This window comes from Mucilaginibacter psychrotolerans (genome assembly GCF_004519315.1).
GTDB classification, from domain to species: Bacteria; Bacteroidota; Bacteroidia; order Sphingobacteriales; family Sphingobacteriaceae; genus Mucilaginibacter; species Mucilaginibacter psychrotolerans.
Map to the genome: position 1 here is coordinate 69,862 of NZ_SOZE01000016.1, position 23,365 is coordinate 93,226.

The window sequence follows — 23,365 nt, forward strand, 5'->3', positions numbered from 1 at the left end:
TACCTGCGCCTCCGTTAATAAATTGGCCCTCGTTGATTCACTGTGTGGAACCCATTGGGTCGGCTATTGGTGTTAGCGGTTCTTGTGCCGTTGGCTTTAGCTTTTTTATTTGCTGTAAGGCCACCACCGCTTTTTTCCACTCCTTGCGCTGTTTTGTTGCAATTTGGGAAGTATCGGCATTCTGGTAATAGGCCATGATGTTGCGCTGCAGTTGCGGAGTGATGTTTTTGTACTCCTGTTCTTTAATCTTGATCAACAATTGATCGTAAGTTTTATCGGCCAGGGGGTACTCGCCAAGTACTGCACGGCGACCTGTATCAAAGTCTATATCGGGTAGGTCGAGGCGGTTTTTTCCAGCTTGTTTCAGGGCAATGGCATATCTAACTAAGATGGTATCGAAACTATGGGCGAACAGGCGTTCGCCTTCTTTGCCGGGCGATACGTATTTTAACGTTTTCAAAGGGCCTATCTTGGGCAAGATCCGGATGATAAAAACCGTTAAACGCGCAAAGAATTTTGGTTTTACCTGTTCTTTGCCGTACTCCAACTGGAACGATTTTTTGCTCATTTTATACTGGAATTTCTTGGCCGTCATGCTTGGGGTCATCTTCAGTATGGTGTCCTTATTGGCTTTAAACGCCGATTTGGTAAGCACCGGGAACAAATTGCGGATACCCCAGCGTAGCGTATTGATACTGCCGTTGATATTGGAGAAGATGCCGTCGAGCTTTTGTCCGTAGGTTTCGTAAAAGGCTTTCTCCAGCACAGGAACCGAAATATTGAAGCCTATAAAATCGTGGTAGCCTTCAGTGGTATAACTGCCACGACCGGTTTGCAATACGTCGTAAGAAAACTCCATACGGCTATGCGATTTATGGTCGTCATTATAGGTCACAAAATCGCCAAATTTCTGTTGCAGTTTAGGGTATATAAGCGGGATATTGCGGTTGGTAGCTAAAGAGTGGCCGTATTGATCGGCCATGTAGTGCGATAGCGCGCCCAATGCAAATGCGTATTCGTTAGCGTTTTGGGCATCGCGTATCAGGGTTTCCACAAAATCGCCACTGCGCACGTAATGTAGCAAATCGGTAAAAAAGCCATTACCGAATGGCATATAGCCCATATCGGCCACCATGGCACCGCCATAAGCATAGGAGTGCACCATCTTTACTTCTGAGTCGGTGAGGTTGGGATATTTTTGCCTAATGAGCGGCAATAGGTCTGATTTCCAAGAAGCATCAATAATGGCCTCGTGCGCCAGGATGGAGTATGCCCTTGCCTGCAAAGAAGCAAAAAACAAAAGAGCGGCAATTGCTAAGGTTTTAAGTGCAGGGTATCGGCTTGCAGGGTTCAATTCAGTAGGAATTTTGGATTTATCATGAACGAACAAGCAAAGGGGAATAAAGTTTTTAAGTGACAAGGATGCACGTATTTTGTTATAAATGCGGCAATCATCCTGTTCATCCTGAAATCCCTTAATCGTGTCCTCTTTCGTTATAAACACCAAATTCCGCTATGGAGATCTGATGGTCGGCCTTATCTATCCAAACACGCACTTTGCTGCCGTACACGGTGGCAAAACGATTAACCTTCACGCGGTTAGTGGTTTCGTCTGTAACTATAGGTTTCCAAACGCCGTTTTGCAGGTACTCCAGATGATAGTTGCTGATGTTGGGCTTTTGTTCGGTAATGGTCACCGTGTTAAAGGCTATCTCATGGCCGAAATCTACCTCGTACCAGGGTTTTTCTACCCTTGCATTCGATGTCCAGTTGGTGGTGAAATCATCGTCATTGGCAAAATCCATAATATCCATATCCTCGCTCCAACTTGAATTGGATGGCTTATGTTTGGCCAAATTGGTGGAAATGATAGGCTCACCCGTTGGCGCAAGTTTTGGGGCAGGGCCATCGTTTTTCCAAAGTTCACCAATCTGCTTTAGCGCGGCGAGTGCGTTATTGTCGATTAAGCCATCGCGGTTGGGGGCCACGTTCAGGATGAAGTTGCAATCTACTTTATTAAGGGGGATAATATCTTCGTTAACCAGTTTTACCGGGTCTTTAACCGGCGTGGTAGGGAAGTTTGTTTTCCAAAACCAGGCACTGTTGATAGGCAGGCAGGCCAGGGCAGGCATGCGGTTAGTTTCTTTTGATACACGCTGACCAGCACCCATTTCGTAGGTTTTGATATCGGTATAGTATAAGCCTTCGGCGGGGTATTTGGCACCGTTAAGGTCCATAATTACGCACTCGGGCTGAAGAGATTTTACCAGGTGATAGATATCTTCGAAGTTGATATCATCATAAGAAATGCGGCTCCATGGCGCGTCCCAGCCATCTATGATAAGGGCTTCTATTTTACCGTAATTGCTCAGTAATTCAGCGATCTGTGCCTTTACCATCTCGAAGTGTTTGGGTGTGATGCTGTTTGGCCGGAGGCGGTGGTGAGTATCTAAGATACTGTAATACAGCATCACTTTTAAGCCATTGGCCCGGAAAGCATCTACATACTCGCGCACTACATCACGTTTTAGCGGGCTGTTCATTACGTTGTAGTCGGTGGTTTTGGTATCCCATATGCAGAAACCGCTATGATGCTTGGTGGTTAAGCAGCCGTAACTCATATTGGCCGATTTAGCAGCCTTTGCCCATTGCGTTGGGTTCAGCTTTTTGGGGTTGAAAAGGGCGGGTGAGGCATCTGGGTCGGGCCAGTCGGCATCATTAAAAGTAGGCATATTGAAGTGGATGAACATGCCGAACTTAAGGTTTACGAAGTTTTGTTGCAGTTCCGTAAGCGACTTGGTTTGTGCCGATGCAGCATTTATAAAAATGAGGAATGTAACAAGCGCGAGGAGGATTTTTTTCATACAGATGTTAGCCGATATAATTAAAATCTAAACATACGGCTTATGATTTTATTTGCCATGCTTTGTAGGAATTATTCAATAGGATTGTTTGTAATTCGCTCATTTTTAATTATATATGAGTTGTTAAAATGGTGCTACCAAAATTTTACAATCCGTAAATGCAATTGTGTTGCATTATGTATTATCTTTGCTTTATGAAATTGCTGAAAGCAGGCGCGAAACTGGATAACATAGGGATGACAGCATCTACGCTGTGTGCCATCCATTGCGCGGCGGTACCCGTGTTTTTCTCCAGCCTGCCTTTGGTTGGGATGGGTTTTTTGGCCAATCCATGGGTGGAGTGGGGGATGATTATACTGGCGCTGATTATCGGCGTATCATCAATTGGTGGGTCTTTCTTTAACGCGCACCGCAGGGTACTGCCGCTGGCTTTGCTGATAATTGGTTTTGCAACCATTATATTAGGCCATATATTTACCAAGGGTTGGCTGGAAGCAGTTATTGTCCCAATTGGGGGTATTACCATAGCGGTGGCCCACTTCGTAAACTATAAGTATGCAGGTACCTGTACTTCCGGCGATAGTTTTTTGCATGTAACACACAAGCATCAATAAATGGCACAAACAAAAAATACGTATCAGTTTGAGGATCTGCTGGATAAGCACCAGCTGAAGAAGACTGCTGCGCGCTTACGTGTGCTCAGTATGATGTACGCCAAAAACACCGCTACCTCGCAACCCGACCTGGAAAGCGTGATGCACGATATAGACCGCGTTACCCTCTACCGCGTGCTCAATGTGTTCGAAGAGAAGGGTATTATCCACAAAGTTTTTGATTTGAATGGTACGGCCAACTACGCCGTTTGCCAATCGGGCTGCCACGAGCACCACCACCACGACGAGCACCTGCACTTCAATTGTACCGCCTGCAAAGGCGTGTTTTGCCTGAACGAATTGAGCCTCCCGGCCATCAATCTACCTGCGGGTTTTCAGCCCAGCGGCTTTACGGTTTATGCATCAGGGCTATGCCCCAAGTGCAGCAAGATGCAATAAAGTTGCAAATAGTATTGATGGATTTTTCAATTAAATCGCCTTATTTTACTTCAAAATCTGGAATAGTCCCAACGAAAACCTTTGAAAATCTTTAACAATCGTAATTTTTCTGAATTTTTAGGCCGAAAATCATTTGGCTTTTTCGAGTGATTCCGTGAACTATGCATCATGCAAGTAATATCCCGTTGTAGCCTTCTTTCATAACAATTTCTTTACGCTAATAAAAAACAAACAAAACATTAGTTCTGGTTTTTGTTCGTACTTTACCAAAACATCTATACTTACAAAAGCATCTGCTAATGCCTTACTACCAGCATTATTCTTTCGACCTATGGCTAACGCTCATCAAATCAAATCCCGATTTTAAGATTGAGCGGGCCCGGTATTTTCATCAGCACCATAACGCCCTCCATAAATCCGTAGAGGAGATAGCCGGCACATTCCGCCGGGTAGATTTGATGGTGAACGCCATAAACGAGAAAACCGGCAAGAACATAGATGCCGACGAGATGTACCTGATGGTAATCGACTCCATACACGATGGGCAACTGAATTTGGATAAGGTGGATACCCTCCATCTGCACGCTATGATGGAGGAGCTGCTGTTCCGCTACCCGCCCCTGCTTTACAGCGATGTAACATTTGATACGCTCATACTTCTAAAACAAAACAGTGGCGGCACTTTTAGCTTGTTAAGTAATACAGGATACATCACCGGGAAAACATTGAGAAAAGTATTGGAATTGTACAAATTGAATGATTTTTTTGATTTTCAGCTGTATTCAGATGAGGCGGGCATGTCAAAACCTAACAAGGGATTCTTCAATGTTATGCTGAATAATATTGATATTGCTAACCCTGGTAAAAGCATTCCCCTCGCTGATATTATTCATGTGGGTGATAACCCTAAAAATGATATTGCCCCAACGGTTGAAGTCGGCATCAACAGTTTGCTCATCAATTCAAACAAAGATACCATCTTGAATTTGGTAACATAAAGTAGGCGAATTGAATATTAACAATACAATCAATCATGCTACTCATGACAATGAATTTTTAATAGATACTTAAAATACAAAAACATGAAAAAGCTCTTAAAATCAATCTCAAAAAACAAAAAATTGATAATTACGATAATTCAATTAGTATTTGTGTTGGCAAATTTAAATAGTAATCAACGTCACTATAGCAGTACGGATTCCAATTTTTTTTATTCATTTGTAACATTGACAGGGCAAATCAATCAAACTGGAGACATCACCTTAAATTGATTTTTTAAATCTACTAATAGTATATTCTTAATTTTTTCAGAATTCAACTCAAGTGTTCGTAATTATAAATTAATGCACAGCACCTATTCTCTGCATCATATCAACAATGCTGACGATTTCGGCTTCAGCGCCGATGATTACAGCCGCTTTAAGTTTGGCGATGGTCTGGTATCCAAAGCCTTTGGTACGGCACTGGCTGATTGTTTTATAGCCGAGAGGCTGGTCGTGAACCCTATCCGCCGGCAGATGTTGGTGCTCTCCAGTCCGTATTCCTTCATCCCCACGGCAACCTTTGCCATGAAGGATTGGTTCGTTTACCGCCTTAACCATTGGTTGGCGCAGCATGGTTTCCCCGTAGTGCAGGAGGCCAAGGTTCATCGCACCATTACCTATAAAGAAGATTACGGCGAACTGGATGCAGAGCAACGGATGAAACTCATCGGTAACGACCAGTTTCATATAGATAAGGATTTCCTGGCGGGCAAAACGCTCATCTTCCTGGATGACATCCGCATAACGGGCAGCCACGAGCGCATGATTATGAAAATGGTAGGGGAGTATGGCCTAACGAATGATATCCATATGCTGTACTTTGCCGAACTGGTAAATAAAAGCATCCATCCTAATGTGGAGAACCACCTTAACTATTATCATGTAAAAACAATATTTCATTTACAGGATATAATAAAGGGGGCAGATTTTCGTATCAATACCCGTATTGTAAAATACATCCTCAACTATGATTTCGATAGTTTTTGCATTTTCATACAAGAACAAAACAATACATTTACCGAACAATTATATCATATGGCGCTTGGCAACGGTTACCATACTATCGAAGCCTACGCTCAAAACCTTAACCACCTCAAAAAGCATTTACTTTTAGATAATTATAAATTAATAGCATATGGCAATTAGTCTTCAAAAGGGGCAGCGCGAAGCTATCGACGCTCCTAAATTTACGATAGGATTAGGTTGGGATACCAACAGTTCATCAACCGGAGCGGCATTCGACCTGGATGCGTCTATCTTCATCATGGGCGACAACAAAAAGTTAGTGGCCGATGAGTTCTTCGTGTTCTACAACAACCTGAAATCTCCCGATGGCGCTGTGGAGCACACCGGAGATAACCTTACCGGCGCAGGCGATGGCGATGATGAGCAGATCAAAATAGATCTGTCGAAAATAGACCCGCGTGTTACCGAAATTTGCGTAGTGGTAACCATACACGAGGCAGAAGCACGCCGCCAGAATTTTGGCCAGGTGCGCAACTCTTTCATCCGTATTGCGGATGCAGGCACGGGTGCTGATATATTGAAATACGAACTGGAGGAGGATTTCTCGATAGAAACCGCCGTAGAATTCGGCCGTATTTATAAACGCGACAATAAATGGAAATTTGAAGCCGTAGGTGCCGGAATGAAAGGCGGCCTGCAGGATTATTTGAATAAATACAATTAGGGGGTTGGTGAGTGGAGAGTAGTTAAGTGGTGAGTGGATGTTGCGGCGAAGATAACAACCACTCTCTACTCACTATTCTCTATTCACCGTTTTACAACCATTCACCACTCTCCATTCACTACTCACAACTAATAATAAACATAAGATGGCAATCAATCTTCAAAAAGGGCAGCGCATCAGCCTCGAAAAAACCGACGGCGCAAAGCTGCAAAATATATGTGTAGGTATTAACTGGGGCGCTATAGAAAAGAAAGGCCTGTTCGGCTTCGGTACCACCAAAGAAGCGGTAGACCTGGATGCCAGCTGCGCGCTGTACGACGACCAGAAACGTCTTTTAGAAGTGGTTTACTTCGGTAACCTGAAATCTAAGGACCAAAGCGTACGCCACAGCGGAGATGACCTTACCGGCGATATGGGCGGCGACGACGGCATGGATAACGAAGTTATTACCGTAGATTTTTCGCGTTTGAGCCCTGCGGTAACTTATGTGGCTTTTGTGCTCAACAGTTTCCGCGGACAGGATTTCGGCGACATACCTTTCGCTTCTATCCGTATATACGAGGGCACGCCAACACGCGTGAACGAAATATTTGCAAAGTACGATATCGCCAATGGAGCGGCCTTTAAGGGCCACGTAAGCATGGTGTTGGGCGTGTTCTACAAAAAGAATGGCGAATGGAAATTCAACGCCATTGGCGAGCCAACTAAAGACCGCAAGCTGGAAGAAACCGTAAAAACGGTTACACAAAATTATTTATAAGCTGTAATCAGCATCAACATTAAGCAAAATGGAAACCAACCCAAGCAATAACGAATTGAATTTAAACATGCCGGACCTTAACCTGCCGCCGCAGCCGCAGGCAGGCACCACTGTGCCGGTAAAGTTGGCGAAAGATGGTACGGTGGATTTAAGCACTATTACCCCTGCTGAAGAAACCAAGTTCAAGGAAATTGCAAAAACCATCGACCCTAAAGATGTAAACTCGATACTGAACTACGGTACCGAGGTGCAGAATTCGATGGAGCGTTATAGCAATACGTTCCTTACATCCGTTCGTACGTACAACTCAGGCGAGGTGGGCACCCTGATTACCGACCTGCTGCATGAACTGAATTACATCGACGTAGATGAGCTGAATCAAAGCGCGTTTACCAGGTTCATCGGCAGCATACCTTTCCTCAAAAGTATCGTGATGGATACCAAGAAGCTGTTTGCCAAATACGATACCGTGGTAAACAACATCGATAAGATCGTAAACAAGGTGAAGGCCGGCCGGGTAAACTCGCTGAAGGATAATGCGGCACTGCAAACCATGTTCGATAGCAATGTAAGCTATATCCACCAGATGGAGGAACTTATAATTTCGGGCCAGCTGAAGTACAACGAACTGAACGAACAGCTTGCCGTAATGGATGGCAACCCTGCTGCCTACGAGGATTATGAAATTGCCGACCTGCGCGATTTTGTTAACCGCCTGGATAAACGCCTTGCCGACCTTAAGGTAGTGCGCTTCATCATGATGCAATCCCTTGCGCAGATACGCGTGGTGCAGAACAACAATACCACCATTGCCGAGAAGGCGCAATCCATCGTATCAACCACCATCCCGGTTTGGAAGAATCAGCTCACCATTGCTGTTGCCCTGAACAGACAAAAGGAAAACGTGGAAATGCAGAAGAAGATATCAGATACCACCAACACCATTTTGCAAAAAAATGCCGATTTGCTAAAGCAAAACAGCATAGAGGTTGCCAGGGAAAACGAAAAAACCGTGGTTTCTTTAGATACGTTAAAGCGCACCACGGCTTCGCTGATAGAAACGCTTACCGAAGTGAAACGCATACACGATGAAGGCACGCAAAACCGCAGGGTGCTGAACACCGAATTACAAAATTTGGAATCGGAACTGAAGAAGAACGTGGCTAATGTGAGTTAAACTCGAGGAATCGATTCGTGGTTATTTAAACACAGAGCGCGCAGAGGTTTGCACGGAGGTCACAAAGTTTTTGCTGGGTTAAACGCGGTAAAAGTTACGTGACCTCTGTGTTTTCATCTTTCCCGCCGCCTCGTCAAGTGTTCACACTTGACGAAAGGAAATGGCAAGCGTCCACGCTTGCCGATGTAGCATTGGGTTAATTGAGTGGACGTTCACGAGTTTTGCGTTTGAGCAAAGTAAGCGTGGTCGCTTACCAACGTTTTTGCGCCAAGTGAGGACACTTGGCGCGGCGGCAGGCTTATCTATCTTTTTTCCTAACATCGATTTTGCTAATTTAAGCAAATCTTACTGTCCGGTTTTACCGTTGCATCTCAGGGAGATTGATAATTTTATAGACTCTCCCAACCTGTCGCTAGACCCACATTTAAAATAATTGGATATGGTATTAGGTTATATTATTTTTTCTTACGACAATAAATACAGTATGTACCGTAATTTAAAGTTAAATGAGTGTGATAAATACAGTGATATTTATACGATTAACAGGATAGACCCTGAAATTAAGATAAAAACCAAAAAGCCCATTTCGAGTACGTATGATAATTTTACGATTGTTTCCTATCAGTTCAAAGCGTTTTGCGAGCAGGAAGGCTATGAAGGATTGGAGTTTGTAACGTTACCAAAATCGCCCGGTTTTTACTGGTTAAAAATCCATAACGTGATTGAACTAGATAGAAATGGTCATAGAAAAGGATTTAGTGGTATTCAATTTATCAACTATAACGAACAATGCAAAGGTTATGAATCAGTAATTGGTGCGTCTCCGGTATTTTTAAAAATAAAGGAGTCAATCCCGGATGGTTTTTTTCGCAGTGATTTATGTTTTGGGGGTTATTCAGCCAAAACTCCAGCGCAATTAATCGGAATAGAAACGATGAAAAAAATTAAGTCTGCTGGATTCAAAGGTATCGATGCCAGCGAAATAAAGGATAAATATGATTGATAGAAAAATTGTGAACGTTGGGAGTATAAGGTGTATATTGTAACGCTTTTAATGTTTAATGGTACGGTAAGTTATAGTTTTCCAAAACAGGTAGCTAAAAATACTTTGTTAAGCTCCCCATGCTGGCGCGCGTGTCGCGCGTTCCTTATCAACCTTACAAAACAGAATATCATTAAAATCCAGTAGCTTTATTCGGAAGGAATGGTCCTAATAGATATCGATTTTTTATAGCAGCTATCGCATACGCGGCACGCCTGTACAGGTAAAGGCCAACGCCCTTTCATTATATTTAACGATGCAAACGAACTACGATATACTCGACTGGGCCGATGCCAACGAACTGAAATCGCGCATGGTCGGTGAGGTAGTAGATTATATTGATTTCAACCTAAGCAGGGTTTACGAATTGAGCGATGGAACATATTTAGTCATGCCAATCAATCCCTTCGCAAAATGCCTGGCAACCAAAGACGCGATTTTGTTGGAAAAATGGCGAACAGATTGCTACTACCCAACAAACGAGAAAGTCAATGCTTTTTATTTTGCAAACAAAGAAAAATTTGAAAACCTGCCTCAGTTTCAAGAGGTACTGATTAGCGAATTGTTGAAGTATCTGGAAAAGTATAAAAGCGAATTAACGCAACCGCCTGACCTTGACGAAATATGCCGATTGTTAAAGAAGAAAAAAGCTTTTAATAAGTATAAGCTGAATTTTATTGTGCTGATGGGCTGTCATATTATCAATAAATATCCGGATGACGGACTTAATTGGGCAAAGCTTGTCGACAAGCAATTGTTGAACCCGCTCGTAACGCTTGTGTTGTCAAGAGTCGTTAATAACGAAGACCGGTATTTCAATCTTCAATATTTAGTTGATGGCAAGTGGGGCTATAGCGGGCTTCAGGATATTGAGCACCAATATAAATATCCATTGCATAGGCCGGATGAAATTGTTTCCTTGCAAAAATTTGATTGATATGGGTTGATTTTTTTCCTGCGCTGCATACGCGCAAAGACCAAGTGTTACATAATCTGCCTTAATGCATCACCCCTTTTGCTATTCAAAATCGGATAAGCGCCTACGATAGTATTTTTGTATTTTTACATTTTAAATGGGCTTACGGTTGATGGATGAAAACAGGATAAATATTTTAAATGATAGTACCCGCACCATCAGTAAGCTGCAATTGCTTACGGTGTTCTTTAATAACGATGTCATTTATAAAATTTACCTGCGCACCCAGGTTATTCACCAGTTATTTGCCACCAACCCCGATCTGGATATCAATAAACTGGAATTGTTCCACCTACAGTTTACCGTTACCCTGATAGACCTGCTTAAGAAGATAAAGAAAAGCAACGAAAGCCGTGCCGACCTGCTGCTGGATGAAGTTCAGTTGAACAACGAACTGATAGGCCAGATGGACGATACCGTTTTTACCGAACACGACTTTAGTAACGATAAGCAGCGCCAGGCGCTTAAAATGAGCCAAAGCCTGCGCAAACTGTTCGATGTTCTTTCGCAAGAGCTACCCGATTACCCATTCGCTAAAAACATTAATCTTTTCAGCGCACGCTACGCGCCCGATTACTTCGACGAGATACCCGTAGAACTGCTGGACGAACTGTTGCGCTACGACGCTGCCGACCTTTACACCCACAAGTATGCCACCATACAGCGTAAGCTGATGGGCAAACTGAATAAGCACGATTTTAAGCTAACCTTTTTTTGCGGCCTAAAAACCGGCGACATAACCTTAGAGGTGTATAAATTCGCGGAAATAGAGCAGTACTTCCTATATTCGCCCTCAAACAATATCTTTTTGTTTTGCGACGTAAGCAAGATAGCCGGGGTGGCCCGCGAAAACAAGCTATCGAAGAAGGAACGCGTGATGCAGGAGTTGCTGGATAAGAATGTGCGGCTGCAAAGCAGCGCAGGGGTAATGAAAACCCACCTGCCTGCCGAAGTGATAAGCCTGCTGGAAGAAGATTATAAAAAGATTGCCGATGTTGATTTTTTACAGCACATGAGTAACTTCGATGTGCAGGCCAACACGCTGAAAGCTATGCTAAACACCGATTTAATTTAACCCCGATATATGGACATTTTACATACCCTGCTTGGCCCGGATATTAAAGCAGGATTACTCATTATCCTCAACTTAATCGTTATTGAGAGCTTGCTTTCGGTAGATAACGCTGCTGTGTTGGCAACCATGGTGATAGATCTGCCACCAAAACAGCGCAGCAGAGCGCTTAAATATGGTATTATTGGCGCTTACGTATTGCGCGGGGTATGTTTGTTTTTGGCAGCCTGGCTGGTAAAAATTTGGTGGCTAAAACCCCTGGGTGGTTTGTACCTCATGTATCTGGCCTTTGATTATTTTAAAGGGAAACTACAAACAAAAGAGGCCGGCGAGGAAGAATCTGTAGATAAGGAGAAAAACTGGCTGTACAAATCTACAGTTGGGTTAATAGGTACTTTTTGGGCAACCGTTGCATTGGTAGAACTGATGGATCTTGCCTTCTCTATCGACAACGTATTTGCCGCAGTTGCTTTTACAGACCATGTGTTTTTGATTTATGTAGGGGTGTTTATTGGCATATTGGCCATGCGATTTGTAGCGCAGGCCTTTGTAAAGCTGATGGAGAAGTTCACGTTTTTAGAAACCGTGGCTTTTATCGTGATCGGCGTCTTGGGTATCAAGCTAACGTCATCGTTGTACATCCATTTTCAACCCGAAACACCGTTCTCTAAGTTTATGGAAGGCGAAACTGCCGATATTGCGGTATCGGTATTCACTGTCGCTATCTTCCTGATCCCGGTAATAACATCCCTGCTGTTCAATTTCCCTAAGAAACACACCATCGAACCGGAAGTTGCCGAAGCAGCCGAAGACGTGCTGGATAAAAGCTAAGCCATTCCTATGAACAAACTGATCGCATCAATATTTGGGATAGGGTATGCAAAAGGAGGGGGCACGCTTGCCGCCATAGTAACCTGTCCGCTTATATGGGGCATATGGCAACTGTCGGCACACCCCGCCTATGTTTTGTTTGTCGTTACGATCTTAATCACCATACTGGGTATTTATGTTGGCAACAAGGTAGAACCCGAGTGGGGCAAGGATAGTTACCGGGTAGTGATAGATGAAGTTGCCGGCATGCTGATAACCATGCTATTTGTGCCTGCCAACCTTTACCTGCTGCTGTGCGGTTTAGTGCTTTTCCGTTTTTTCGATATCCTGAAACCGCTTGGTATCCGTAAGATGGAAGCCTTGCCCGGTGGCACCGGCGTTATGATGGACGATGTACTGGCCGGTGTATATGGTAACATCGTGCTGCAGGTTATCGTTTTCTTCTTCTTTCACCAGCTGCAGGTGAGCTGGTAGTCCCCGCCTGTGCAATTGCGTTTTGTTTTCCCCCTATTTAAACAATAACCAGCTGAATGCACTGCCATACGGTAAGTTCTTTTGATACCGAACCGTTGGCTATACGCTTACCGGTGTTATATTCATCGGCTACAAGCTGTAGCTTGTTTTCGAGTTGGCGGCACAGTTCTCCGTTGTCGTTAAAGCCAATGGCATGCAGGGGCATATCCGTTTGCAAATTGTAGGCGTGTGCTGCGGGTTGCCCGCATATGGTCAGTATATCAAACTTAATTTGGTTACTAATATATACAATGTCCATCTTTCCACTTTATCGATTGTATTTCTAATACGTAAATATAATTATTAAGTTATAAGTAATTTCAATGTTATGATGGGATGGTGTCTGTATTTTTCCTATTGGTTAATTATTGGAGATTGCATTGTGGATAAATAACTGAAAATGTGTTTAATTGGTTAATAAATTATAGTTAAAATACCCCAGTTGGGGGAAATGGGTATTTCTACTCGTTTTTAAAATCAGGTATAATTACCTGATTGAAGTGTACTTCAAAAACGCCGTATTTAATGGCAAAGAGCACTAAGCCGGCGGTATTGCGGCAGTTTGTTTTGATCAGCAGGTTGTTGCGGTGCCCTTCTACAGTGCGTACGCTCAAAAAAAGTTCTGCGGCTATCTCGGCGTTGTTGTATTCTTTGCAAATGAGCAAAAGCAATTGTTTTTCGCGCTTGGTTAAGGCTACAGGTATTGGGTTAAGGAGGTCATGCGCATGGTTTTTATGGTTGGTGCCGTTCCTTATAGCCGTAAGGGCTTCGTTGTTGAAATAAAAACCTTTCTCGTGTACGGTGTTTATGGCGGTTATCAACTCGTCTTTATCGCAGTTCTTGGCCAGGTACGAGGCTGCCCCGGCATTGATCATTTTGGAGATAAGTGCCTCATTTACATGTACCGAGAGTATAATTACCCTGGTTTCGGGGTATAGTTCGTGCAGTAGTTTGTTAAGTTGTATGCCGTTCATGCCGGGCATATCCATATCTATCACGGCAACGTCTACACGGGTATCCAATACCTTAAGGGTATCCAGCAGTTCCTGGCCGCCGGAGCTATCGGTAATCAGGTTAAGGTTATCAATGGAATTGATAAGCAGGGCTAGGCTCTGCCTAAAAAGGTTCTGATCGTCAACAATTGCTACACTAATCTTTTCCATCGTTGCTTTTAAATCAATTTAAGGGATAGGTTATGCCAATGCCAAACCCCTGTCCGGGCTGGGTACTCAATACAAATGTAGCATTTATGTTGAGTAAGCGGCTCTCGATGTTTTGCATACCCATTCCTTTCCTGCCAGTGTCTGCCGATATGGGCAGGCCTTTGCCGTTATCTTTGTATTCTATAGTTATTTGTTCACTACTGGCTGCAAACACAATGGCCGCCCGGCTTGCCCCAGAGTGTTTGATGGTATTGTTGAGCAATTCTTCCAGTACGCGGTATAGCGCCGTAGCAACCGTTATATTCAATTGCTCCAGCGCCGCCTCGGCCCGGTTCTGTACCTCAATGGTTAACTTGCCCGATTGGTTGATGATGTCGCTATGCTCGTTTATGGCCGCCGCCAGCCCGTAGTAGCCAAGCGTGGCGGGGGAGAGGTTGTGCGATATATGCCTTACGTCTTTTACAATTTTATCGATAGTGGTTTTGCTTGATCGCAGGAAATCTGTATAGTGCTGGTCTTTTTGCAGCGGCTTAAACATTTCTATTAGCAATCTCAAACCCGAAAGGCTGGTGCCTACGTCATCGTGCAGGTCTTGCCCAATGCGTTTGCGTTCGGCCTCCTGTGATTCAATCACGGCTCGCAGCAATTCCTTCTGGTGCGCAATCTCGGCCTGCTGAAACTGCTGGCGCTGCCTCAGCAACCTGTTTTGGTTACGGATAGAAAATAGGATGAACGATACCACCAAAATGGCGGCACCGCTCATCCCCATAATCATTTGAAAGTAGATATTGTCTGTTGTGCGCTGCATTTGTTGAATCCTATTGCAAATAAAACATATTCTATTGCTACAACAGTAGCATATCCTATAAATATAATCATTTGTATAGTCCCTGCTAGCGTCATCATATTAAAGAAAATGAACATAAATAACGAACTGCTATAATAAAGCAAAACGCCGGCTACAATCCAGTTGCTAGCAAAATCGCCCCATTTATGGTCAAGGTCGTTGTTGTTTTTAGCGAAAAATAACATAGAGCAGGCTATAAGGATAAGTGCATCTACCGACCGGGAGTAGCCATCTAATTGCTTAAAGCTTTGAAAGAAAAGCGTATTGCACAAGCAGAAAAACGCAAACGCTACGGCAACACCATACATGATATACCTTATACGTTTGCTAAAAAATTCGGAAAAAAAGGCGATAATAAAGGCAAACTCAAAAGGCGTATAAATATGGAACAGCCAGAGCGTGGGCAAATGGTAAACACGCGCCATAACGGAGGATGTAGTGTTCATAACCACCGAAAAGATGATGAAGAACAGTAGTGTTTTAAACGCCCGATTTAAATGCCGGTAGTTGATAAATGCGTAAACGACAGGGATTAATGCGGTAGAAGGAGCGATGAACGTGAGGTAAATAAAGAAAAACTTTTCCATTGATGTTTATAAGCCTTAAAGATATTAAAGCTTATAAACATCTGCGGAAGAAATTTCAATTAGCTTTCTAAAGTGGGGCCGTTGCCGGTTGGGCAATACGGAGGGCAAGGGGTAAACATGTCTACGGTGCCGCTTTGTACTTCGCCGTTTCCGTTGGGCAGGGTAAGTACTTCTTCGCCGTCAACAATCGCTACCATTACCATTTTGGCCGTCGTCATGTCGCCGTCATCTTCAAGTGCCATATAAGTCCTTATGCCTTCCAGGCCGGGGCTGTTGGTAAGCAAAGTGTTTATGGAGGCGATAGGGACAAAAAAAGATCTCACCTGAAACACATCTTCGGAATTTGATAAGTGGCTGCGCCAGTTGGCTGCCCAGGCTATTCCGGTTGCTAAAGGGATAGTGCCGTCTGTTGGATTTTCGGTTTCGTTGCTCATGGGTTGTTTTAAAGTTAATAGTAAGTGATGGGGTTAATTTTTTTTATGTCGGGGTTAAGCTATTATCCTCTATAAAAAGTGTCTTTTTTATAGAGGTGATGCCGTAAATATAGGTTTCCCGCGCGTTTTTAAGGGGCAAATTGGCAAATACTTTAATACAATGCACAGCCTTGTTACAATAAACACGATTGTAAACTGAAGTAGCTGTTTGATAAACACTAAAAATTATCGCTTAAAGAGGCTGCGTTCACAATTCGGTGTTCGATATTTAATTCCTTCACCTGGCCTACGCCATTTATATTTTTTGGCCTATTCAATCTGCGAGGCTATTGCTAATATTTGGATGCTGATAATATTTACCTTCAGCATTTAAAACGATAACAGATGGCCAATACCGAAATCACCTACCAGCGCGAAGATACCCTGCATGCCGAAGAATTTATTGATATATTGAAACGTAGCACGCTGGGGCAACGCCGGCCCATTGACGATATAGAGCGCATAAAGATGATGTGCCAAAACGGTGACCTGTTTATTACCGCCCGGCACGATGGCAAGCTTGTTGGCATTGCCCGCAGCCTAAGCGATTTTGCTTTTTGTACCTACCTTTCAGATCTGGCGGTTGATGAGCAATATCAGCGCCAGGGCATCGGCATCAGGTTGATAAAAGAAACCAAATTGCATAGCCCTTTGGCCAAACTGATCTTATTGGCGGCCCCTGCAGCGGTAGATTATTACCCCAAAACCGGCATGACAAAGTTCGCCCACTGTTTTTTGCTGGATAAGGTTAATGATTTGAAAGCATAGCGGTATTTATAACGCCGGATATTGTTTAAATTAGGATTCTTTTTTATCGATATCTGAATATGAGATTAATGCGGTTTTGTTTGGTGATAGCAGCTTGCTTATTTACGGTTACTTCCATTGCCCAAACGGCAGGAAAAATAAGTTACACCATAGCACCCTGGTACGGTAATAAAAAGGCTGCGGTAAGCTTAACGTTTGATGACGGTATTCCCGGGCAATATGCCGTTGCTGTACCGTTACTGGATAAGTACGGCTTCAAAGGCACGTTTTTTATGTCGGTTTCCATTGTAAACGCGCAGCATATCAGTTGGCAGTTGATCAGGGATGCTGCAATGGAAGGGCACGAGATTGCCAACCATGCGCTAACCCACCCGCATTTTATTAAAATTGCTTTAGATACCATTGCCCTGGAGTGTGTTGAATCTAACAAACAGATGGACGCGCTGATACCCTCTCAGCGGATGATTACCCATGCTTACCCCTTCGGCGAAGGCGGCGGCAATACCGATAAAGACATGGCCATTCGTAAAACGGTTGCGCCATATTTTATTGGCGCAAGGGCCACACAGAATAAGCCCTACGCTTATAATACCTATGATTTTGCCAAAATCGAGGATGATTACTATAATGTTAACAGCCAGATGATCAGCGATTCGGCCTCTATGGCCAACTTTGGCAAAAATATCGACGAAACCATCGCCGTGGGTGGCTGGTTTTGCCCTACATATCACGGCATCGAGGATGGCTGGATTATTACGCCCGGCAAAGTTTTCGCGCAGCATTTAGTTGAATTAGAAAAGCGTAAGGATTCTGTTTGGATTGCGCCTTTTAAGCATGTTATTCAATACCATAAGGAGCGTAATTCGGCAACGCTTAAGCTGATAGGAAAGAAGGCCTGGCGCTGGAAGCTGAGCCTCACTGATACCCTCAGTAACCGGAAAAACTACGACCAGCCGCTCACCATCAACCTTGGCACTAATCGGTTGCTTGCCAAAAGCATCGTTCAAAACAAAAAACAGGTGCCTTTTAAGCAAAAGGGAGACATCGTTATTTTTGATGCGATTCCCGGCGATGGCGTAATAGAACTGGAGTTTGAGCATGTATACGTGCCGCGGTAGTACTGAAAACCCCTGCTATCATGACAGTACAGGACAGTTGTTGCTTTCATCTTTTCTACATTAGTCGCACCATGTAAAAAACCGAATTTATCCTGTAATTCATGTTAAAAATGTACCGAGACTATCCTTTATGTGTTTTAAACGCACAGTGCTAAATATTGCTTTTTGTTCGCCGATGTATAAATACTGGTAGCCCCTAATACCGCCAATTATTGAAAAAATGAGAAAGTTTTTACTCCTTGTTACCTTCTTTGCCCTAAGTGCCGCCTTTACGCAGGCACAGGTTACCGTAAACAAAATTTTATGCGAAAACCGCAGCAACCCCATTGGGTTAGATGTGGCGCAGCCCCGCTTTACCTGGGAACTGGCCTCGGCAGGCCGCAACGTTAGCCAAACCGCTTACCAGGTAAGGGTGAGCACCTATCCCGATTTCAGGAAGCCCATATGGGCTTCAGCTAAAATAGCTTCAGATTCATCGGTGCATGTGGCCTATAAAGGCAAGCCCCTGGCCTCGCACACCAAATATTACTGGCAGGTGCGTGTTTGGGATAACGGCAAAAAAGCTTCGGCATGGAGCGAAACCGGGTATTGGATCACATCACTTTTTAACCAAACCGAATGGCAGGCCAAATGGATAGCACCAGGCTATCAGGAAGATAGCCTGCGTGCATCCCCAATTTTCCGTAAAAGCTTCAGCGCTGCCAAAAAGGTAAGCTCGGCCATTGCTTTTATTACCGCACACGGCCTTTACGAAGCACAGATAAACGGCCATAGGGTAGGGGATGCGTACCTCACACCCGGCTGGACCGCCTACGCGAAACGCCTGCAATACCAGGCTTATGACGTTACCGACCTGCTGGCTACCGGTAGCAATACCATTGGCGTTACGCTGGCCAGTGGCTGGTACCGCGGCACCATCGGCTTTGCCAACAATGCAAACAGGTATGGTAAAGATATAGCCCTGCTAATGCAACTGCATGTAACCTATACCGATGGTACGTCTGAAATAATTGTAACAGATAATAGCTGGAAATCATCTACAGCCGAAATCACTTACTCGGAAATTTACAATGGCGAAACCATTGATAACCGCAAAATTAAACAGGGCTGGGCAGTTAACGGCTTCAATGACGCCAGCTGGAGCAGCGCGCAGGTAGTAGATTATGGCACCAAAAATCTGGTAGCTACTTATAATGAGCCTGTACGTAAGCACGAAACTTTTAAGGCCCTTAGGGTAATTAAAACCAAGAAGAACGAGCATATTGTTGATTTTGGGCAGAACCTGGTAGGCTGGGTAAAAATAAGGCTGAAAGGCAAAAAGGGACAGAAAGTGACCATATCGCATGCCGAAGTACTGGATAAAGATGGTAATTTTTATACCGATAACCTCCGCTCGGCCAAGGCACAGGATAACTTTATACTGGGTGGCGACGGCGTGGAAGTGTTCGAACCCCACTTTACCTTCCATGGCTTCCAGTTTATTAAGGTGGAAGGCTATAACGGCGAACTAAACCCGGATGATTTTACGGCTGTTACTTTATATTCGGATATGGCACCAACCGGTACTTTCAGTTCATCGAACGCCTTAGTAAACCAGTTACAGCACAATATTCAGTGGGGTCAGAAGGGGAACTTTTTAGATGTACCTACCGACTGCCCGCAGCGCGATGAGCGCCTGGGATGGACCGGCGATGCGCAAGTGTTCTCGCGCACGGCATCCTTCAATATGAACGTAGATAACTTCTTCTCCAAATGGCTGAAAGATGTAGCCGCCGACCAATTGCCTAACGGCTCTGTACCCTTCGTTGTACCCAACGTACTGGGTAAAAACGATGCCGGCAGTGCGGGCTGGGGCGAAACCGCAACGGTTATACCCTGGAACATGTATGTGGCCTACGGCGATAAACGGATACTGGCCGACCAGTACGCCAGCATGAAGGGTTGGGTAGATTTTATGAAAAGCAACGCCAAAGACGACCTTTGGAACACCGGCTTCCACTTTGGCGACTGGTTGTTCTACAGTGTGAACGATGATACCGACGGCACCTCGGCAGTTACCGATAAGTACCTCATTGCCCAATGTTTTTATGCTTACTCAACGCAGTTGCTCATCAATGCTGCACAGGTATTGGGGAAAACCGACGATTACGAAAACTATGGCAAGCAGCTGAAGAACATCAAAGATGCCTTTATGCGCGAATACGTAACCGCCAATGGCAGGTTGGTATCCGGCACGCAAACGGCTTACGTGCTTGCCCTTAACTTTGATATGCTGCCCGAGAACCTGCGCCCGCAGGCTGCGGCAAGGCTGGCAGCCAACGTGAAAGCCTACAACAATCACCTCACTACCGGCTTTTTGGGTACGCCATACCTTTGCCAGGTGCTAAGCCGCTTTGGCTATACCGATGTAGCGTACAAACTATTGTTGCAGGATACCTACCCAAGCTGGCTGTACCCTGTAAAAATGGGCGCCACCACCATTTGGGAACGTTGGGACGGCATAAAGCCAGATAAAACCTTCGAAACGCCGACCATGAACTCCTTTAACCATTACTCGTACGGTGCCATTGGCGATTGGATGTACCGCACCATGGTAGGGCTGGATACGTATAACGATGCACCGGGGTATAAGCATATCAAAATAATGCCGCACCCGGGCGGTGGCTTTACCAACGCATCGGCAAGTTTGCAAACTTATTATGGTACCGTAAGTTCATCCTGGTCTATTGGTGGCAGTCAGCTGAATTTTGATGTGGAGATACCTGTAAACACTACGGCTTCGGTATTTATTCCTGCAAAAGATGCCGCAAGTGTGATGGATAACGGCAAGCCATTAAAAAACGGCAAGTTGTTTCAGCCTGCCAATAGCAAAGAAACTTATATACAGGTAGAGCTTGGCTCGGGCACGTATCATTACACCGCGCCTATGGATGGGCAAAAGTAGCCGTAGTTCAATAGATATTTCATCAAAGCGATGGCGCTAACCATCGCTTTGATTTTTAAAGGTACTAAAGCTGCTTAGTAAACACAAACCCTACTACACCATCGCTAAAAGTAGGCATAATCATACTTTGCTTGCTGGATTTATCGTCGTGGAAAAGCTTGTTCCTGAATAGCGGATATAATGCATAGGCCGCTTTGGTACCTAGTATGCCAAAACCTGCACCTGCCACAATATCGCTAAACCAATGCTTGTGGTTGTAAACCCTTAAAACGGCTGTAGCTGTTGCAAATGTATAACCCAAAACGCCATACATGGGCGATTTGTCGCCATACTCCTGCGCCATAAATTCGGCAGCTACAAACGCGCTGCCCGCATGCCCCGATGGGAAAGAAAGACGGTCGGCACCATTGGGCCTGAGCCTGCCGGATGAACGCTTTAAACCAAAAGTGGCCAAGCCGAATATACCCTCGGACAAGCCTAAGAGGATAGTCCTATCGATAAAGGTGTTTTTGCCGTGCACGCCCGCAAAGTTCAAACCATATACCATTGCAATAGGGGCATATTGCAAATAGTTTTCAATGGGGTATAGGTTACCCGGGTGGTCTTCCTGTGCATCCCGGTCTATGCTAAAATCGAGGTTGCGGATGGCTTTTACATTGAACGATAATGCGCCATAAGTAACGAATGCTGCAGGCGGTATAAATGATTGCCATGTGGTGCTCAAATTTTTAACCGTATCTGGCAGGGCCAACAGGTTAGCCGAATCTGTTTTTAAGGAATCATTTGTGCTCACTTTTATTTGGGCACTGGCGGTTAAAGTTACAACGCTGAGGAGTATGAGAAAAATCTTTTTCAAAGAATATAAGCTGGGTTAAAAATGTTGCTATTTAAGTTATTAATCTGTAGAAAATCTGGATATCGGCACATCGTGAAGTTTGCTGCGTGTAAATTAACAAATTATTTAGTCGAATTAACAGTTGATAGTCAGCCGTGTTTTAATTTTTTCTTCCGCTTTTTGCGAAAGGTTCTACCTCAACGTCTCCTTTTTCTATCCTTTTTAGCGCAGCAATTATGCACGGTAACCACACTGAATACGGTCAAATGCAAATTTTCTCAAACAATCTCCTTATTGATGCCGTTATTCAATAGTTAATAAGTAATTGCTATACGATAAATAATTACGCAGTACTTAATTATTACACATCTAAAAACAAGGAGAAACATGAAACGATCCATTTTTATGGCTGCAGCAGTAATCGCAATTGGTTTTACTACAAGCAGCGTATTTGCACAAACAACACAAGATACAACCAGGAAAACCACAACGACGACTAGCACCACAACGGCCGCAGCAGCCGATGGCGCAAGCGATGTGGTTGGCGCGCTGGCCAGCAACGCCGATTACAGTACTGCATTGGCAGCCGTTAAGGCAGCTAAACTCGATTCTGTTTTAAAAGCAGGCGGGCCCTATACGATTTTTGCGCCCAATAATATCTCGTTCGGTAACCTACCGGCTGGTAAACTGGATAGCTTGCTGAAAGACCCGGTAACACTGGCAACCTTGCTAAAAGGGCATGTGGTTATGGGTAAATACGGCAAAAAGGAGATTATTGCTGCATTAACCGCAGGTAAAGGCAAAGCAACGGTAACCACCTTAGACGGGCAGCCGCTCACGCTATCGTTAGTCAGTAACAAATTGCAATTGACCAATGCCGCAGGCAGTACAGCACAGGTTACGCTGTTTGATTTGATAGGTGCCAATGGTGTAGTGAACGGGCTCAATGGCATATTGATGCCCAAACCGTAAATAGCGTTTTTATTATTTCATTGCAAAACCCGGCCCGCAGCCGGGTTTTGCTGTTTAAAAGCAGATTTGAAAAGCCTAAATTAGCACGCAAAAGAGCATTTTATGAAACAACCCGATGCCGAATATTGGATAAAGCAATTATCGCTACAACCGCATCCCGAGGGTGGCTATTACAAGGAAGTGTTCCGTTCGCAACAGCAGGTGAATAGGTTGGGTGAGGGGAAAGCGTTGCAGGCATGCACCTCCATCTATTACCTGCTGGAAGGCGAAGATTATTCTGGTTTCCACAAGATTTCTTCAGATGAGATATGGTACTTTCACCAGGGTGTGCCGCTTATGGTACACGTGATAACTGCTCAAGGTAAGCACGAGGCATGGACATTATCCGACCAGCCGGGCGGCGGTTTGTCATTAGTGGTACCAGCCGGTTTATGGTTTGCAGCGGAGATACCTTCCAAAGCAGGTTTCGCTTTGGTGAGCTGTGCCGTGGCACCCGGGTTTGAGTTCAGTGAATTTGAGATGGCTAAGAAGGAGGAATTGATAGAGACATATCCGGGGAATGAAGGGCTGATTGGTAGGTTGTGCAGGTAACAGCCCCACCCAACCCTCCCCGGAAGGGAGGGCTTTAAATTTTGAAG

General features: G+C 44.4%; 25 protein-coding genes. 17 read left to right on the forward strand and 8 right to left on the reverse strand.

The genetic code is table 11. From position 1 onward, the window contains the following. Nucleotides 1-37: 37 nt before the first annotated feature. Complete coding sequence (locus E2R66_RS15970) at nt 38-1,354, reverse strand: zinc dependent phospholipase C family protein (RefSeq protein ID WP_133232304.1); 1,317 nt, start codon at nt 1,352-1,354, stop codon at nt 38-40. Nucleotides 1,355-1,475: 121 nt separating this feature from the next. Next, nucleotides 1,476-2,864, reverse strand: coding sequence for an alpha-L-fucosidase (locus tag E2R66_RS15975; RefSeq protein ID WP_133232302.1), 1,389 nt, complete (start codon nt 2,862-2,864; stop codon nt 1,476-1,478). Between the two features lie 194 nt (nt 2,865-3,058). On the opposite strand from E2R66_RS15975, the gene E2R66_RS15980 reads away from it, so the two are divergent. The 12 genes from E2R66_RS15980 (at nt 3,059) to E2R66_RS16035 (ending at nt 12,981) form a co-directional block, all read left to right on the forward strand. Continuing rightward, the gene (locus E2R66_RS15980) at nt 3,059-3,478 is read left to right on the forward strand and encodes a MerC domain-containing protein (RefSeq protein ID WP_133232300.1); all 420 of its coding nucleotides are present in this window, start codon (nt 3,059-3,061) and stop codon (nt 3,476-3,478) included. After that, nucleotides 3,479-3,916, forward strand: a complete 438-nt coding sequence (locus tag E2R66_RS15985; RefSeq protein WP_133232298.1) for a Fur family transcriptional regulator — start codon at nt 3,479-3,481, stop codon at nt 3,914-3,916. A gap of 299 nt (nt 3,917-4,215) precedes the next feature. Beyond that, the gene (locus E2R66_RS15990) at nt 4,216-4,914 is read left to right on the forward strand and encodes an HAD family hydrolase (protein WP_133232296.1); all 699 of its coding nucleotides are present in this window, start codon (nt 4,216-4,218) and stop codon (nt 4,912-4,914) included. Between the two features lie 345 nt (nt 4,915-5,259). Then, complete coding sequence (locus tag E2R66_RS15995) at nt 5,260-6,105, forward strand: phosphoribosyltransferase family protein (protein WP_133232294.1); 846 nt, start codon at nt 5,260-5,262, stop codon at nt 6,103-6,105. Continuing rightward, nucleotides 6,095-6,649, forward strand: a complete 555-nt coding sequence (locus E2R66_RS16000; RefSeq protein WP_133232292.1) for a TerD family protein — start codon at nt 6,095-6,097, stop codon at nt 6,647-6,649. Before E2R66_RS15995 ends, E2R66_RS16000 begins: the two co-directional genes overlap by 11 nt. Before the next feature lie 145 nt (nt 6,650-6,794). Next, nucleotides 6,795-7,409: a TerD family protein gene (locus E2R66_RS16005; protein WP_133232290.1), complete on the forward strand. Its 615-nt coding sequence runs from the start codon at nt 6,795-6,797 to the stop codon at nt 7,407-7,409. 28 nt (nt 7,410-7,437) lie between these two features. Continuing rightward, nucleotides 7,438-8,586 (forward strand): toxic anion resistance protein, encoded by a 1,149-nt coding sequence (locus tag E2R66_RS16010; RefSeq protein ID WP_192901984.1) that lies wholly within the window; start codon nt 7,438-7,440, stop codon nt 8,584-8,586. Nucleotides 8,587-9,025: 439 nt separating this feature from the next. Beyond that, nucleotides 9,026-9,589: a hypothetical protein gene (locus tag E2R66_RS16015; RefSeq protein WP_133232288.1), complete on the forward strand. Its 564-nt coding sequence runs from the start codon at nt 9,026-9,028 to the stop codon at nt 9,587-9,589. A gap of 295 nt (nt 9,590-9,884) precedes the next feature. Then, the gene (locus tag E2R66_RS16020) at nt 9,885-10,565 is read left to right on the forward strand and encodes a hypothetical protein (RefSeq protein WP_133232286.1); all 681 of its coding nucleotides are present in this window, start codon (nt 9,885-9,887) and stop codon (nt 10,563-10,565) included. A gap of 136 nt (nt 10,566-10,701) precedes the next feature. Continuing rightward, a complete protein-coding gene (locus tag E2R66_RS16025; protein WP_240049334.1) occupies nt 10,702-11,679 on the forward strand; it encodes a hypothetical protein in 978 nt (325 codons plus the stop codon). Nucleotides 11,680-11,688: 9 nt separating this feature from the next. After that, nucleotides 11,689-12,507 (forward strand): TerC family protein, encoded by an 819-nt coding sequence (locus E2R66_RS16030; protein WP_133232284.1) that lies wholly within the window; start codon nt 11,689-11,691, stop codon nt 12,505-12,507. Between the two features lie 9 nt (nt 12,508-12,516). Continuing rightward, entirely contained in the window at nt 12,517-12,981 is a 465-nt protein-coding gene (locus E2R66_RS16035) for a phosphatidylglycerophosphatase A family protein (protein WP_133232282.1), read from the forward strand. A gap of 37 nt (nt 12,982-13,018) precedes the next feature. On the opposite strand, the gene E2R66_RS16040 is transcribed toward E2R66_RS16035, so the two are convergent. The 5 genes from E2R66_RS16040 to E2R66_RS16060 form a co-directional block, all read right to left on the reverse strand. After that, a complete protein-coding gene (locus E2R66_RS16040; protein WP_133232280.1) occupies nt 13,019-13,279 on the reverse strand; it encodes a hypothetical protein in 261 nt (86 codons plus the stop codon). A gap of 202 nt (nt 13,280-13,481) precedes the next feature. Further along, nucleotides 13,482-14,183, reverse strand: a complete 702-nt coding sequence (locus tag E2R66_RS16045; protein WP_133232278.1) for a response regulator transcription factor — start codon at nt 14,181-14,183, stop codon at nt 13,482-13,484. A 13-nt stretch (nt 14,184-14,196) separates the two neighbouring features. Further along, a complete protein-coding gene (locus E2R66_RS16050) occupies nt 14,197-14,991 on the reverse strand; it encodes a sensor histidine kinase (RefSeq protein ID WP_133232276.1) in 795 nt (264 codons plus the stop codon). Beyond that, nucleotides 14,955-15,617, reverse strand: a complete 663-nt coding sequence (locus tag E2R66_RS16055; protein WP_133232274.1) for a hypothetical protein — start codon at nt 15,615-15,617, stop codon at nt 14,955-14,957. The genes E2R66_RS16050 and E2R66_RS16055 overlap by 37 nt, the downstream gene beginning before the upstream one ends. A 59-nt stretch (nt 15,618-15,676) precedes the next feature. Next, on the reverse strand, nt 15,677-16,051 hold the full coding sequence (locus E2R66_RS16060; protein ID WP_133232272.1) for a hypothetical protein: 375 nt from the start codon (nt 16,049-16,051) through the stop codon (nt 15,677-15,679). A gap of 384 nt (nt 16,052-16,435) precedes the next feature. On the opposite strand from E2R66_RS16060, the gene E2R66_RS16065 reads away from it, so the two are divergent. The 3 genes from E2R66_RS16065 to E2R66_RS16075 all read left to right on the forward strand — a co-directional run bounded on the left by E2R66_RS16065 (nt 16,436) and on the right by E2R66_RS16075 (nt 20,920). Further along, entirely contained in the window at nt 16,436-16,858 is a 423-nt protein-coding gene (locus E2R66_RS16065) for a GNAT family N-acetyltransferase (protein WP_133232270.1), read from the forward strand. A gap of 59 nt (nt 16,859-16,917) precedes the next feature. After that, entirely contained in the window at nt 16,918-17,976 is a 1,059-nt protein-coding gene (locus E2R66_RS16070) for a polysaccharide deacetylase family protein (RefSeq protein ID WP_133232268.1), read from the forward strand. Nucleotides 17,977-18,196: 220 nt separating this feature from the next. Further along, the gene (locus E2R66_RS16075) at nt 18,197-20,920 is read left to right on the forward strand and encodes an alpha-L-rhamnosidase (RefSeq protein ID WP_133232266.1); all 2,724 of its coding nucleotides are present in this window, start codon (nt 18,197-18,199) and stop codon (nt 20,918-20,920) included. A 64-nt stretch (nt 20,921-20,984) separates the two neighbouring features. On the opposite strand, the gene E2R66_RS16080 is transcribed toward E2R66_RS16075, so the two are convergent. Continuing rightward, nucleotides 20,985-21,776 carry a phosphatase PAP2 family protein gene (locus tag E2R66_RS16080; RefSeq protein WP_133232264.1) on the reverse strand — a complete coding sequence of 264 codons (792 nt, stop codon included), beginning with the start codon at nt 21,774-21,776 and terminating at the stop codon, nt 20,985-20,987. 366 nt (nt 21,777-22,142) lie between these two features. Between E2R66_RS16080 and E2R66_RS16085 the strand changes: the two genes are divergently transcribed. Together E2R66_RS16085 and E2R66_RS16090 are read left to right on the forward strand one after the other, a co-directional pair. Next, nucleotides 22,143-22,727 (forward strand): fasciclin domain-containing protein, encoded by a 585-nt coding sequence (locus E2R66_RS16085; protein ID WP_133232262.1) that lies wholly within the window; start codon nt 22,143-22,145, stop codon nt 22,725-22,727. Between the two features lie 102 nt (nt 22,728-22,829). Continuing rightward, nucleotides 22,830-23,318, forward strand: coding sequence for a cupin domain-containing protein (locus E2R66_RS16090; RefSeq protein WP_133232260.1), 489 nt, complete (start codon nt 22,830-22,832; stop codon nt 23,316-23,318). The last annotated feature ends 47 nt before the right edge of the window (nt 23,319-23,365 follow it).